Source organism: Clostridium sp. HV4-5-A1G (assembly GCF_900184915.1).
Lineage (GTDB): Bacteria > Bacillota > Clostridia > Clostridiales > Clostridiaceae > Clostridium_B > Clostridium_B aromativorans.
The window spans coordinates 1-13,504 of the sequence record NZ_FXYI02000026.1; the positions used below are offsets into that span (position 1 = coordinate 1).

General features: G+C 34.7%; 13 protein-coding genes, 1 tRNA gene and 1 riboswitch. Of the genes, 8 read left to right on the plus strand and 6 right to left on the minus strand.

Annotated elements, in window-relative coordinates:
* Nucleotides 1–83 precede the first annotated feature (83 nt).
* Nucleotides 84–206: a hypothetical protein gene (locus tag J5G60_RS19020; protein ID WP_268253824.1), complete on the plus strand. Its 123-nt coding sequence runs from the start codon at nucleotides 84–86 to the stop codon at nucleotides 204–206.
* A 24-nt stretch (nucleotides 207–230) separates the two neighbouring features.
* Here J5G60_RS19020 and J5G60_RS04715 read toward each other — a convergent pair whose 3' ends face one another.
* The 6 genes from J5G60_RS04715 to J5G60_RS04740 form a co-directional block, all read right to left on the minus strand.
* Nucleotides 231–869, minus strand: a complete 639-nt coding sequence (locus J5G60_RS04715; protein WP_150357176.1) for an amino acid ABC transporter permease — start codon at nucleotides 867–869, stop codon at nucleotides 231–233.
* Nucleotides 870–889: 20 nt separating this feature from the next.
* Nucleotides 890–1,693 carry an amino acid ABC transporter substrate-binding protein gene (locus J5G60_RS04720; RefSeq protein ID WP_150357175.1) on the minus strand — a complete coding sequence of 268 codons (804 nt, stop codon included), beginning with the start codon at nucleotides 1,691–1,693 and terminating at the stop codon, nucleotides 890–892.
* 171 nt (nucleotides 1,694–1,864) lie between these two features.
* Nucleotides 1,865–2,476 (minus strand): thiamine phosphate synthase, encoded by a 612-nt coding sequence (gene thiE / locus J5G60_RS04725; RefSeq protein WP_150357174.1) that lies wholly within the window; start codon nucleotides 2,474–2,476, stop codon nucleotides 1,865–1,867.
* Complete coding sequence (gene thiM / locus J5G60_RS04730; RefSeq protein ID WP_150357173.1) at nucleotides 2,467–3,276, minus strand: hydroxyethylthiazole kinase; 810 nt, start codon at nucleotides 3,274–3,276, stop codon at nucleotides 2,467–2,469. The genes thiE and thiM overlap by 10 nt, the downstream gene beginning before the upstream one ends.
* A 39-nt stretch (nucleotides 3,277–3,315) precedes the next feature.
* Nucleotides 3,316–4,116 carry a bifunctional hydroxymethylpyrimidine kinase/phosphomethylpyrimidine kinase gene (thiD, locus tag J5G60_RS04735; RefSeq protein WP_150357172.1) on the minus strand — a complete coding sequence of 267 codons (801 nt, stop codon included), beginning with the start codon at nucleotides 4,114–4,116 and terminating at the stop codon, nucleotides 3,316–3,318.
* A 132-nt stretch (nucleotides 4,117–4,248) separates the two neighbouring features.
* A riboswitch (TPP riboswitch) is annotated at nucleotides 4,249–4,351 on the minus strand.
* A 55-nt stretch (nucleotides 4,352–4,406) separates the two neighbouring features.
* Nucleotides 4,407–5,807 (minus strand): amino acid permease, encoded by a 1,401-nt coding sequence (locus J5G60_RS04740; protein ID WP_150357171.1) that lies wholly within the window; start codon nucleotides 5,805–5,807, stop codon nucleotides 4,407–4,409.
* 328 nt (nucleotides 5,808–6,135) lie between these two features.
* Between J5G60_RS04740 and J5G60_RS04745 the strand changes: the two genes are divergently transcribed.
* From J5G60_RS04745 to J5G60_RS04770, 7 genes are all read left to right on the plus strand, one after another.
* Nucleotides 6,136–6,222: transfer RNA gene (locus tag J5G60_RS04745), tRNA-Leu, on the plus strand.
* A 292-nt stretch (nucleotides 6,223–6,514) separates the two neighbouring features.
* Nucleotides 6,515–7,132, plus strand: a complete 618-nt coding sequence (locus tag J5G60_RS04750) for a TetR/AcrR family transcriptional regulator (RefSeq protein WP_150357170.1) — start codon at nucleotides 6,515–6,517, stop codon at nucleotides 7,130–7,132.
* Nucleotides 7,129–7,266, plus strand: a complete 138-nt coding sequence (locus J5G60_RS19160; RefSeq protein WP_407647133.1) for a hypothetical protein — start codon at nucleotides 7,129–7,131, stop codon at nucleotides 7,264–7,266. The genes J5G60_RS04750 and J5G60_RS19160 overlap by 4 nt, the downstream gene beginning before the upstream one ends.
* The gene (locus J5G60_RS04755; protein WP_442870511.1) at nucleotides 7,226–9,253 is read left to right on the plus strand and encodes a phosphoenolpyruvate synthase; all 2,028 of its coding nucleotides are present in this window, start codon (nucleotides 7,226–7,228) and stop codon (nucleotides 9,251–9,253) included. The genes J5G60_RS19160 and J5G60_RS04755 overlap by 41 nt, the downstream gene beginning before the upstream one ends.
* A 275-nt stretch (nucleotides 9,254–9,528) precedes the next feature.
* Nucleotides 9,529–10,212, plus strand: coding sequence for a GntR family transcriptional regulator (locus J5G60_RS04760; protein ID WP_150357169.1), 684 nt, complete (start codon nucleotides 9,529–9,531; stop codon nucleotides 10,210–10,212).
* 465 nt (nucleotides 10,213–10,677) lie between these two features.
* Nucleotides 10,678–12,798, plus strand: a complete 2,121-nt coding sequence (locus tag J5G60_RS04765; protein WP_150357168.1) for a CDC48 family AAA ATPase — start codon at nucleotides 10,678–10,680, stop codon at nucleotides 12,796–12,798.
* A gap of 45 nt (nucleotides 12,799–12,843) precedes the next feature.
* Nucleotides 12,844–13,497, plus strand: coding sequence for an oxalate oxidoreductase subunit delta (locus J5G60_RS04770; protein WP_150357167.1), 654 nt, complete (start codon nucleotides 12,844–12,846; stop codon nucleotides 13,495–13,497).
* Nucleotides 13,498–13,504: the final 7 nt, after the last annotated feature.

The following is a 13,504-nucleotide window of genomic DNA, read 5'->3' on the forward strand; positions in this document are numbered from 1 at the left end:
TTATAATATTATATTCAATATAAGATATAAAAAAACTGGATTTTTGTTTTGATGAATCAGTATTCTCAATGGAAGGGGTATGGATGAAGGAAAATAATGAATTTAAAGTAACAACTGATATAATAGAAGAGTGCTTAAGGGAGTGCCTGGAAAATGAGGATGAACATGAAAAAAAAGATAAACCACACCATGTTAGTAGTAGATAAAGGTGTGGTTCTCATTACAATTAATTAATCGATTGAATATTTTTTTTCCAGGTGCCTGAAGGCAATTACCAAAACTGAAGTTATAACTAGATATATTACAGCAGCTATTATAAAGGGAGTAATGGTAAAATCACGGGTCACTACTTCCTTTGCTGCTCTTAAAAGATCCCCAACTCCAATAGTTGCAACTAATGCAGAATCTTTTATTAGATTTATACTTTCATTGCAAACAGGAGGAAGTACATTTCTGGTAGCCTGTGGAATTATTATCTTTGTCATAGTTTGGTAATAACTCATTCCCAAGACCCTGGAAGCTTCATACTGACCCTTGTCTATGGATTCAATACCAGCTCTGAATATCTCTGCTAAGTATGCAGCATAATTTATAGTAAAAGCAAGTCCGGCAGCAGCTAGAGGAGATAGTCTTATGCCAATTACAGGAAGACCAAAATAGGCAAAAAATAGCTGTAAAAGTAGAGGAGTTCCTCTAAAAGCCCAGGTGTACAAACTTAATATAGTTTTTAGTGGCTTAATTTTAGATATTTTACCTATTGCTACTATACATCCTAAAGGTATGGAAAATACAGCAGTTATAAGAAATAATTCTCCAGTTATTAGACTTCCCTTTAATATAAATCCTGTAATGTCCATAAGATTATCCAATTAAATCACATCCTAACTTTTTATTTTGCTATTATATCTTTACTGAACCACTTTTGGGATATCTTATCTGCAGTTCCATCTTTCTTCATAGAATCCAGTGCTTCATTTAACTTATCTTTAAAAGCTGCATCGCTTTTTCTAATACCAACACCATAATCTTCTTTCCCAAAATTGTCATCAAGTATTTTATATAATCCGGGTTTTTTCTGTAAATAATATCTCCCGACAACCTCATCTACCACAACAGCATCAATACGTCCCTGGTTTAAATCCAGTAGAGCTTCTGTATTATTTGAATATTTTCTCACTTCTTTTAAGGATTTTGAAGTGGCGGTATCCGACTTCAATGCAGTTTCACTGCTGCTCCCAAGTTGAAGTCCTACGGTTTTACCTGATAAATCTTTCTTAGTCTTTATATTTGAGTTGTTTCTCACTACAATTATCTGTTTGTTTTGAAGATATACTTTTGAAAAAGATATCTGCTTTTTCCTGTCTTCTGTTATGGTTAGACCGTTCCATATAACATCTATGTCCTTGTTGTTTAGACTGAGAATAATACCATCCCATTCTACAGGCTTAAAGACTACATTTACCCCCATTTTCTTTGCAGCGGCTTTGGCCATGTCTATGTCAAACCCTACGATTTGACCTTTTGAATCCCTAAATCCCATTGGGGGGAAACTGTCGTCTAGGCCAACTACAAATTTACCCTTTGATTTTATGTCATCCCAGGATGTATCTGTTTTTTGAGATTGTCCACATCCTGAAAATATTGATGTCACAATAAATACCATGATTGCTAAAATACTTAATTTTTTTTTCATTTTAATTGCCTCCCTTTTATATAAATCAATTACAATAAATATTATAATTTACCGTGGTAAATTTGTAAACTGATAAATTAAAAGTATATAGAGCTGTTAAGTGTGAAAAAATGCTGATTGAATTGTAGTCAAACTACAATTCAATCAGCATTTGATAACTTTTAATAAATACTATTTAAGTAGAGCTTTTGCGGCAGCCTTTATATCATTCTTTCCTAAGATAGCAGAAATTACGGAGATGCCATCCACTCCAGTAGATAATACATCTTTGAAATTCTGCTCATTAATTCCACCTATGGCAACAGCAGGTATGCTTATACTATTGTATATTTTACGTAGACCTTCTATACCTATTGGCGTATCTATATCCTTTTTAGTTCCAGTGAAAAATATAGTTCCTATTCCAATGTAATCTGCACTATTTTTTTGTGCATCTACAGCTTCTTCCACAGTACCTGCAGATATTCCTATTATTTTATCTCTGCCCAATATCTTTCTGGCTGCGACTAAGGGCATGTCGCTTTGACCAAGATGTACACCATCTGCATCTACAGCTTGAGCTATATCCAGTCTGTCATTTATTATGAAAGGAACTTTGTAATAATCAGTAACTTCCTTAATCTTCAGTGCTAATTTGTAAAATTCCCTTGTGGAAATGTTTTTTTCTCTTAGCTGAACCAAAGTGACGCCGCCTGAAATTGCATCTTCTACAGCTTTGGATAGATCAATATTTTTTAAAAAACTTCTGTCTGTAACCAAATATAGACTATAATCTATTTCCATACTATTTTGGCACCTTCTTTTAAATTTTCTTCACTTAACTGATATATGCAGTCTATGAGCTTAATTCTAAAGCTTCCAGGTGTATTTGCTGCTTTAAAGGCTTCTTCTCCAGCTATATTCATTGAGAGTATGGCATTTACAGTAGCTGTGAATTTATCTTCAGATGCTCCACAGGCAGCTCCGCAAAGGGCACCCAGCATACAACCGGATCCAGTAACTTTAGTAAACATTTCTGTGCCGTTTTCAATTACAGCACTTCTTTTACCATCTGTTATGAAATCCTTTTTACCGGTGGCAGCAACTGTGCACTTGTATTTTTGAGATAAAGCTATGCAGCATTCTAAGGCACCTTCTCCAGTATCAAAGGAATCTACACCTTTTACATTGGAGGATTGTCCTGCCAAAAATTTAATCTCTCCTATGTTTCCCTTTATGACATCAATTTTTCCAACCTGGAGTATTCTGTTTATAACTTGAATTTTTTTTGGCACGGCGGCACAGGCTACAGGATCTAATACTACGGGGATATCATGGATTTTTGCAGAAGTGCTGGCTAAAACTGCGGCTTGTTCCTGCTCTTTATTAAGAGTTCCTAAATTTATGTACAGGGCAGATGATAATTTAACAAAATCAAAAACCTCATCATAGGCCTCACACATAGCAGGGGAGGCACCATAAGATAGGAGAATATTTGCACAGTCATTTATGGTAACATAGTTGGTAATACAGTGGACAAGAGGTATTTTATTTCTAACCTCTGATAATATTTTTGTTACTTTGTCTAGATTTATATTGTTCAATTTTTTAACCCCCTTTAAGTTTAAAAATAATTTCTTCTATTAAAAAGTTATACCGGCTTTTTTATAAACTTCTATAAAATGTCCAACAGGGCCAACTCCATGACCAATGGGAAATGAATTTTCTATTGCCTTAGTTATATATTGCTTTGATAGGTTTACTGCCTTTTCAATATTGTGTCCTTTGGCTAAATAGGAAGCTATAGCGGAAGATAAAGTACATCCTGTTCCATGAGTGTTTTTAGTGTTTATTCTATGACCTTTAAGGGATAATACCTTATTATCGTGAAGCAAAATATCATTGGCATCATTGCATCTATGGCCTCCCTTTACGAGTATGCTCCTTGCACCCAGTTCTTTTATTTTAAAAGCTGCACTTTCCATATCTTTTTCATTTTTAATTTTTAGTCCGCTGAGAACTTCTGCCTCTGGAATATTTGGAGTTATTACATCTGCAACATTTACCATAGTTTTTATTGCTGTTTCTGCTTCAGGTTTTAAGAGAGAATATCCGCTTTTTGATATCATTACCGGATCGAGTACTATATTTTTGGCCCTATATTCTATTAAGAGCTTTTTTATTACAGATATGGTTTTACTATTTGAAACCATTCCGATTTTTACTGCATCTACTTCGATATCGTCAAATATGGATCTTATTTGAGCCTCCACAATTTCAGGAGTTACGTCCAGTACATCTTGTACACCTATAGTATTTTGGGCTGTAACGGCAGTGATTACACTCATTCCATACACGCCAAGTGCACTCATGGTTTTTAAATCAGCTTGTATTCCCGCACCACCTGAGCTGTCAGAACCTGCAATTGTCAATACTTTTTTCATTAAAAACACCTCTAATTTTGTATTTGTTTAAGCAACTCCAAGGTTCTAAAGAAGCTAGGAGTGCTGGCAGTGATAGACACCGTATAAATATAAAAGGTGTATGCGGAAAAGCATACACCTAATAAAAATCAAAAGTCATGTGAAATTGCTTCCCTACGCCAGTTTTATCTGGATCAGGTTCAAAGGGTTAGAGAATATCTCTTCTCAGCTATATAAAGCACCCCCACAGCCTATTTTATTTTAAACTCATTATACTACCTTGATAAAAATTTGTAAATCAATTTTAAATTTTATTCTTCTGGTTCAGATTTTGTAGGATTAGAGGTCTTTTTATTTAAGCCAAGTATAAAATAGAAAGCTAGTATAAGTAAGAACCAGAAACATCCTACAATAAGAGCAATCCTAGTATCTGGGCTAAAAGCTAGCATTACGATGACGAAAGCTAAAAATGCCAGTACAATCCAGTTAAGATAAGGATATCCAAACATTGGAAAATGCAACTTTTTTATTTCTTCCGGAGTAAGTCTTTTTCTAAACTTCATCTGTGCTATCAGTATAATGCCCCAAGTCCAAATTGCACCAAGTGTAGCTACACTTGTAATGTAAGTAAATACCTTTCCAGGTACCAGAAAATTAAGAACAACTCCAATTAACATAAAAAATGCAGAAATCAAAATGCCAGTAGCTGGAACATGGGTTTTACCAAGCTTACTAAACTTTTTTGGTGCTGTTCCCTGCAGGGAAAGATTGTACAGCATACGTCCAGTACTGAAAATGCCGCTGTTACAGGAAGATAAAGCTGCAGTCAATACTACAAAATTTATAATACCTGCTGCTGCAGATACACCCAATTTGCTAAATGTTAAGACGAAAGGACTTCCAGTTGTACCAAGGGTATTCCATGGATAGAGTGACATTATTACAAAAAGTGCACCTACATAAAATATAAGTATTCTCCAAAGTACTTTGTTGATAGCTGACGGTATCGTTTTCTCAGGATTCTTTGCTTCACCTGCTGTAACGCCTATGAGCTCTGTGCCCAGATAAGCAAACATAACCATTGTTACTGCAAGCATAGGTCCCCATCCACCTTTAGGGAAAAATCCTCCATGTGTCCATAGATTTGAAATTCCGATAGGTTTTCCACCATTACCGAAACCAAATATAATCATGAGCAACCCTAGTACTATTATTGCAATAATTGTAACTACTTTGATAATTGCAAACCAGAATTCAAATTCACCGTAGGCTTTTACTGCAATTAGATTTACGCATGTCATTATAATAAGTGCTGCCAGTGCAGGTATCCACTGAGGCATAGTTGGAATCCAGAATTTAACGTATACGCCTACAGCTGTAATTTCAGCCATACAGGTTACCACCCACATAAACCAATAGGTCCATCCAGTCATATATCCTGCCAAGGGACTTATGAATTCATTGGCATAGGCGCTAAAGGATCCGGAAACAGGATAGGAAGTCGCCAACTCACCTAGAGCTCTCATTATGACAAACATAGCTAGTCCAGCTATAATGTAAACCAATAGAATTGCTGGCCCAGCTGTTTGAATAGCAGTAGCAGAACCTAAAAATAGCCCTACGCCAATTGCTCCTCCCAGGGCTATCAATTGAATATGACGTTCTTCTAAGCCACGCTCGAGATTCTCATTTAATGCATCTTGTTTACTCATTGTGTTCCTCCTTAGTTGGTTAAATAAACCTTAGGATAATTACTTTAAGATTATTTAATTTAAAAATTTATCACCTTCTATGGCTATCATACATTATTTAGAATATTCTCAACTAAATAATAGCATATTTTCATTTACATAACAACTAGTATTTAAAATTTTCATTGAATTTACAATCATTTTAGATTTAAATAATGTTATTTAAAAAATATAAAAATAGTAAGATAAAAGTCATATACTGTTTCACAATATGAATATTATTATAAATTTGCTTTTATACTGCCTCTTGACCACAGGTGATATTTGTGATATTATACTTTTGTCACTTGCCGAAGTGGTGGAATTGGCAGACGCAACGGACTCAAAATCCGTCGATAGTGATATCATGCGGGTTCGACTCCCGCCTCCGGCACCATAGATGTAGAACAAAAAGAACACTTTGGAATTTTCCAAAGTGTTCTTTTTGTTCTATTCTTAAAAAATAGAACAGATCAAAAGATCAATGTGATTTCTTTAAAATAATGTTGACCTGGTCGGTTCATGAGAATATAATGATTCTAAGGTTCTTAAAAAAAATTTTCTCATAGGTAAATCACTGCAAGCCTTAGAATTACCTCATCCAGGCGCGTAGCAGTGTTTATCTCTCTTTAAAAAGTCAACAATATTAGCAATAGTAGCGTTTGGATGAATTTTGAGAGGTGAGCTTTTTGAAAAAATTTTTTAATTTGCCTGTAGAGAAGCAAAATAAAATCATAGATGTAGCACTTAAATCCTTTGGTAAAAATGGCTATAAGAAAACTTCCATAGGGGACATTGCTGCTGCAGCAGGAATTTCAAAATCCATGGTGTTTCATTACTTTGGTACAAAAAAAGCTTTGTATTTTTATTTAATTGAGCTATGCGACAATATTATTATGAAAGAAGTTGATGAAAAATTTAATTATAAGGTTACTGATTTCTTTGACAGAATTAAGCTTTCATCTAATATTGAAATTTCTGTTATGAGGAAACACCCTGCAATTCCATCCTTTTTAACAAGCATGTATTTTGAAAATGACGGGGAAGTAAAAGGTGATATAAAAACCATTATTCTAGCAAAAGGTGTAGATTTTAGGAACAAAATTGCTTTTGATGGTGTAGATTTTTCAAAATTTAAGGAGAATGTTGATCCAAAGCTTGTTATAAAGATACTTCTTTGGCTTACTGATGGATATATGAATCAATTGTCAAATAGGACAGCAATAAATTATGAAGCTTTTTTTAAGGAATTTGAAGAATGTATTGATTTACTCAGAGACAATCTTTATAAGGAGGAATATGTATGAATCCCTATGTGTTGGATTTCAGCAACATTGATAAATCAGATCTACCTTTAGTGGGCGGTAAAGGTGCTAATTTAGGAAAACTGTCTAAAATCAATGATATTATGTGTTCCAGAAGGTTTTTGTATAACTACTGAAGTCTATAAAAAAATTGTCTGTGACAATTCTGAATTTAATAGCGTAAATGATCAATTATCTTTTTTAAAGATAATTGACAAAAGAAAAATCAGTGAATTCAGTAAAAAGGTTCGGGAGATTATAGAACAGATACCTATCCCGATGGAGATTATAGAAGAAGTCTTGCATTACATTTCAAAGCTTGGCGAGAAAAATGCATATGCAGTGCGTTCAAGTGCTACGGCAGAAGATTTGCCTCTAGCTTCTTTTGCTGGTCAGCAGGATACCTATCTCAATATTAAGGGAATGAATAATATATTGAAATATGTAAAAAAGTGCTGGGCGTCACTTTATACGGACAGAGCGGTAATTTATCGTATACAAAATAATTTTGATCATCGAAAGGTGTATCTCTCTGTAGTAATACAAAAAATGGTTTTCTCCCAGGCCTCAGGGATAATGTTTACTGCAGATCCTGTAACTTTCAACAGAAAGGTAACATCTATTGATGCAAGTTTTGGCCTTGGTGAAGCTCTTGTATCAGGTCTGGTTAATCCAGATATCTATAAAGTGAGAGAAGGAAAAATACTGTATAAAAAGATATCTATCAAAAAACTCGCTGTTTCGGCACTGCAAAATGGTGGTACAAAAGGGAAGGACATTGATACTGCAAAGCAAAATATACAGACCCTTCGGGATGAGCAAATTTTACAACTGACAAATATAGGCAGAAAGATTGAAAATTATTTTGGATGTCCACAGGATATAGAATGGTGCCTTTGTGAAGGTAAATTTTATATTGTTCAAAGTAGGCCTATAACTACATTGTATCCTGTACCATCAGAGGCTGTGGATGGAAAAAATCATGTATATATTTCATTTGGGCACAGACAGATGATGACTGAAGCCATGCGGCCACTAGGAATATCTCTTTTTCAAACTTTATTCAAGCAGATGGTTGGCACTCCCATGAATGAAATGGGCGGAAGGCTTTATATTGATGTATCCCGTGAACTTTCCTCGCCATTTATCAGGATGTCTTTTTTCAAAGGAATGGATGCGGTAGATGTCTTAATGAAGAATGCTCTTGCTGATCTTGTAAAGCGAAAGAATTTTATCAAGACTCTGTATAGGAAGAAGACAGCTATGGCTTCAAAATCAATGTGGCTGAAATGGATACTATTTACTATAAAAGATTACAGAGCAAACAACCCTGCTATTCTCAGCAATATCAAAGCTTTTGGACCAGGTGCCCACAGTATGAAATTTGAACAGAACTTGATAGAGGCAAAACAAAAAAAACATGAAATTATAAACCGTCTTGAAAGATTGCACGGTGGAAAGGGAAAAGCAAGGAAGTTCAAAAAGGCAGTTAGCGTCCTGCGCAATTATGCCGGTTATCGTGAGTTTAACAAGTATGTTTTGGTATGGTATGACTGGATTATTAAACAGACATTTATGAAAGAAGCAGATGCTTTAGTCCATAAGGGTATAATACAGGAAAGAGAAGATATATATTATTTGACTTTTGAGGAATTTAGAAAAGTTGTTGAGGCACATGAAATAGATTACAATATCATAAGTAAGAGAAAAAAAGATTATAAGACTTTTCAAAAACTTACGCCTCCACGTGTTATAACCTCCGAAGGTGAGATCATAACAGGGCAATATAATAGGGATAAAATACCTAAAGGTGCTATGGCGGGAGTACCTGTTTCATCTGGAAGCGTTGAAGGCCGGGCACGTGTTATTTTAAGAATGGAGGATGCGGATATAGAGGAAGGCGATATACTAGTTACAAAATTTACTGATCCCAGTTGGACTCCGCTGTTTGTATCCATCAAAGGTTTGATTACTGAAGTAGGTGGAATGATGACACATGGAGCTGTTGTTGCAAGGGAATATGGTCTGCCTGCAGTGGTAGGTGTTGAAAATGCTACGAAATTGATCAAAGATGGACAGAGAATAAGGCTGAATGGGGAAGAAGGATATGTGGAAATTTTGTAATGGGGTGCATAATAAATTATTTGGAGATGAATTTTAATGAGAATAATTTCCGTTTTGATATCATAGGTATTTTATATAGTAACTTTTTCGGCTGCATTAATTATTTATGCATAATTTTTTTGGAATGGTGCATTGTGAACTGTGAATTAAATAAAATGTATTTAAAGATAAAGATAGTATAATTATATTCCACTTGCATTTAGTATACCATGGGAATTATAATTAATTATGGGATATGAGAATTATATTAAAAAAGATTTAAGGGGGTAATGCAAGTGGAATATCAATTTTCACCCATAAGATTTGATAATAGGGGATATATTCGAGATTCGGTATTTTCTATTTTACGTAATGCCATACTGGATGGAAAATTAGAGCCAGGCCAACGATTAGTGGAGCGCAGTATTGCAGAACAGTTGAAGATAAGCAGGACTCCAGTACGTGAGGCAATCCGTCAACTCCAATATGAAAGGTTAGTAACATATATTCCACGTAAAGGTGTAGTAGTTTCTGGATTTAGCAAGGATGATATCGAGGAAATTCAACTTATTAGAACTACATTAGAGGCATTGAGCTGCAGCATTGCGGCTGGAAAAATCAATGATGAAGAATTGGACTATTTGAATTCAATTGTTAATCAAATATCAGATGAATGTGAAAAGGAAAATAACGGAAAGTTAAGCATGCTGAATAAAAGGTTTCATGAATGTATATGGAAAGCAGCAGATAGCCCACATTTATATTATTTTATAAATACACTCTGTGAATATGTTAATAAATTCACCCATTTGACCTATACTAAGCCTGGTAGAATCCAAGAAGTTATATTAGAGCATAGAGCAATAGTTAATGCTTTACAAAAACATGATAGTTCTGCTTCTTATGAAGCCATGAAAAAGCATGTAGAGAAATCTGGCCAGATATTTCTTAAAATGGCTTATTCAAATAAGAATAGTTGATGATGTCATTTATATGCAGTGAATATGTTTAGAAGTAAGTTACAGGGATTGGCGATTTTAATTGATAAAAAAGAGTTTGTTAAATAATAAATTTTCTGAAAATTTATTGAATTTATTATTTAAGGGTGCTATAATAAAGTTGGAAAAATTAGTTGTAGAATATAATGGTAGGAAATAAGGATTAAGTGTTGATATAAATTATTGTAATTAATCAGGTAAATTTATAATAAGATGAAAGGTTTATTGTGTTAAAATGGTATACGGTATACCATTTTAACACAAATTAAATCGCTACTATTGAATATTAAGTTAATTTGTCAAAAATAAAAAAAGTTATAGAGTAAAGGAATAATGAAGCATTAAAAATATATATTTTATCGTAAAATGGTATACCGTATACCATATATTAAAAATTTTGTCTAAATTCGATTGGCAGTTGCTCAAAGTTACTGGGAGGTTAAGAAAATGACTGAGTTTGATTCTATTAAATTAAAAGTTAAAGAGGGATTGGTAGAAGATTCCCGTAAGGGCATTGTTAGAATGAATCGAGAGGATATGGAGCAACTAGGAGTAGATACGGGAGATGCTATAAGTATAGAGGGTAAAAGGATTACTGCAGCAAAAGTTTATCCATCTTTTAATGATATTTACGGCCAGCCATTGATCCAAATGGATGGAATAGTTAGACATAATGCTGGTGTGGGAATAAACAGTGAAGTGACGGTAAGTAAAACTGAAGTTAAAATAGCGCGTAAGGTAGTGCTTTCCCCGCTTGAAAATTTCTATGATTGGACACAAAAAGATGAAATTGAGATAAAGAATATGTTGAAAGGAATGCCGATGCTCTGTGAGGATGAATTGTCTTTAACTCTCTTTGGCAGCAATGAGTGCAGTTTTCTTGTAAGTGGAACAACACCGTCGGGAGTAGTTAAAATTAATAAAGAAACTGATATTATTTTTGTACAACCTGAGCTTGGCATTAATGGATCGAGAATTACATATGAAGATATAGGTGGATTAGATGAGCAGGTTCAAAAAATAAGAGAAATTGTGGAATTACCTTTAAAGTACCCTAATGTCTTTAAAAGATTAGGTGTTGAGCCACCTAAAGGTATACTACTCTATGGCCCCCCAGGTACAGGAAAGACTTTAATTGCCAGAGCGGTTGCTTCTGAGACAAAGGTCTATTTTGTCCATGTAAATGGACCGGAAATAATGAACAAGTTTTATGGGGAAAGCGAAGCAAAATTAAGAGAAATCTTTAAAGAAGCAAAGAGCCGGGCTCCAAGTATAATTTTTTTAGATGAGTTGGATTCTATTGCACCCAAGAGAGAAGATGTTCATGGTGAAGTTGAAAAAAGAGTGGTAGCTCAACTCCTTGCGCTCATGGATGGTTTGGAAAATCGAGGTCAAGTTATTGTAATCGGTGCCACAAATATACCCGATTCTTTGGATCCTGCACTTAGACGTGCTGGAAGATTTGATAGAGAAATTGCAATTATGCCCCCTAATAGAGAAGGCAGGCTTAAAATACTGCAGATTCATACGAGATGTATGCCTCTTGATAAAAATGTGAAATTGGATAAGCTGGCCAAAATTACTTATGGATTTGTTGGTTCAGATCTTTCAGCACTGTGTAAAGAAGCAGGAATGATAGCACTTAGAAAAGTTTTGTCAAAAATTACAGATGACAATAATATTCCTCCTTTTAAGGTTTCAATGGATAATTTTACTGATGCACTGAGAGAAATAGAACCTTCCTCTACCCGGGAATATTACTCAGAAATTCCAGATGTAAAATGGAATGATATAGGGGGGTTAGATAGGACTAAAAAAGTTTTACAAACTTTAGTGGAACTTCCGCTTCATGATCCTGATCTGTGTAAAGAGTATGAGTTTACGCCGCCTAAGGGCATTTTATTAACAGGTCCTTCAGGCACAGGTAAAACTTTATTGGCAAATGCAGTTGGAAGCTCCGCTAAAATAAACTTTATAAGTATAAATGGCCTTACATTAATCTCCCACTGGATGGGAGAATCAGAAAAGACCTTACATGATGTATTTGTAAAGGCTAAACAAACTGCACCTTGTATTTTGTTTTTCGATGAGTTGGATGGCATTGTCCGTTCCCGCTCTTCAGGTACAAACAATTTAAGAGACAGGCTGATAAGTCAGCTTATACTGGAATTTGATGGCTTAGAAAAAGTTCAAGGAGTTACGGTGTTAGCTGCGACTAATAGAATAGATTTAATTGATTCTGTTTTACTTAGAGAAGGACGGTTTGAATACATACTGAAGTTATCTCTGCCAGAAATTGATGAAAGAGAGTCAATTTTAAAAATACATTCTAAAGGGCTGCCTGTTTCCGAAGATGTAGATTTTAGGAAGCTAGCCGAGAAAACCAGGGGAATGAGTGGTGCGGAATTAGCTACATTGTGCCATAAGGCTTCATTCATGACGCTTATGTTGTCCATAAAAAATGGTTTGAAAATGAAGATAAGTCAAGATATCTTTAATCAATCCATTGATGAAATAAATAATCAAAAGAAATTTGGGGAGGTGATTAGAACAAAGTCTCAGCGTTGAAATTTCTCACAATATTAACCATTAAAGAAAGGAAGGTGGAACAAGGTGTCAAGTCAAAATTTATTTGATGAGCCAGGGTTGAAACAGATCACAGTTTGGGGTAGAGGAGTATATGAAAATAAAGAAGCTCGTGATGTAGTAGTTTCTTTAACAGAAGCAGCTGCGTTAGAGGGAAAATATGTTCAAGCATGGGAGAACTATGTTGATCTTCCCGACCGTATTTATGTTCCGGTAAGGGCATATGGAAAAATTGGTACTCAGGAAATAGAGTCAAGATATGTTTATGAAAATGAAGCTCCTGACATTGTGGTTCTTACAGAAGAAACTCTTGTAAAAGGTGTGGATATTTTGTCTGGAATAAAGCCGGGGGCAGTGCTAGTAGTAAATACAAGGCGTTCTCCGGAATATCTATTTGGATTCATTAAAAAGAATACAGAAAACCTTTCAAAAATTGTTACAGTGGATGCAAATAGCCTTTCAAAATCTATTATTACTCTTTCAGGTGCTGAAGGTGCTACAGATGCATCGGGAATAGGAAAAGGTATTGGTGCTGTACTGGCTGCTGCTGTTGTTAAAGGCACAGAAATTGTGAAATTCGATAATTTGCTTCAAATTGTCGCCAATAAAGATGCTGCTAAAAAAGCTTATGAACAATCAATTGTTGTAGATGTAGATACTATACCGAAAGCTTCTGTGTAATAGTTGA

Bases quoted from the DNA above. Each gene is read 5' to 3' on its own strand.
- J5G60_RS04740 (WP_150357171.1), bottom strand. From the start codon at position 5,807: ATGAGTAAACAAGATGCATTAAATGAGAATCTCGAGCGTGGCTTAGAA.
- thiD (WP_150357172.1), bottom strand. From the start codon at position 4,116: ATGAAAAAAGTATTGACAATTGCAGGTTCTGACAGCTCAGGTGGTGCG.
- J5G60_RS04755 (WP_442870511.1), top strand. From the start codon at position 7,226: ATGATATTATGTGTTCCAGAAGGTTTTTGTATAACTACTGAAGTCTAT.
- J5G60_RS19160 (WP_407647133.1), top strand. From the start codon at position 7,129: ATGAATCCCTATGTGTTGGATTTCAGCAACATTGATAAATCAGATCTA.
- J5G60_RS04720 (WP_150357175.1), bottom strand. From the start codon at position 1,693: ATGAAAAAAAAATTAAGTATTTTAGCAATCATGGTATTTATTGTGACA.
- J5G60_RS04765 (WP_150357168.1), top strand. From the start codon at position 10,678: ATGACTGAGTTTGATTCTATTAAATTAAAAGTTAAAGAGGGATTGGTA.
- J5G60_RS19020 (WP_268253824.1), top strand. From the start codon at position 84: ATGAAGGAAAATAATGAATTTAAAGTAACAACTGATATAATAGAAGAG.
- thiE (WP_150357174.1), bottom strand. From the start codon at position 2,476: ATGGAAATAGATTATAGTCTATATTTGGTTACAGACAGAAGTTTTTTA.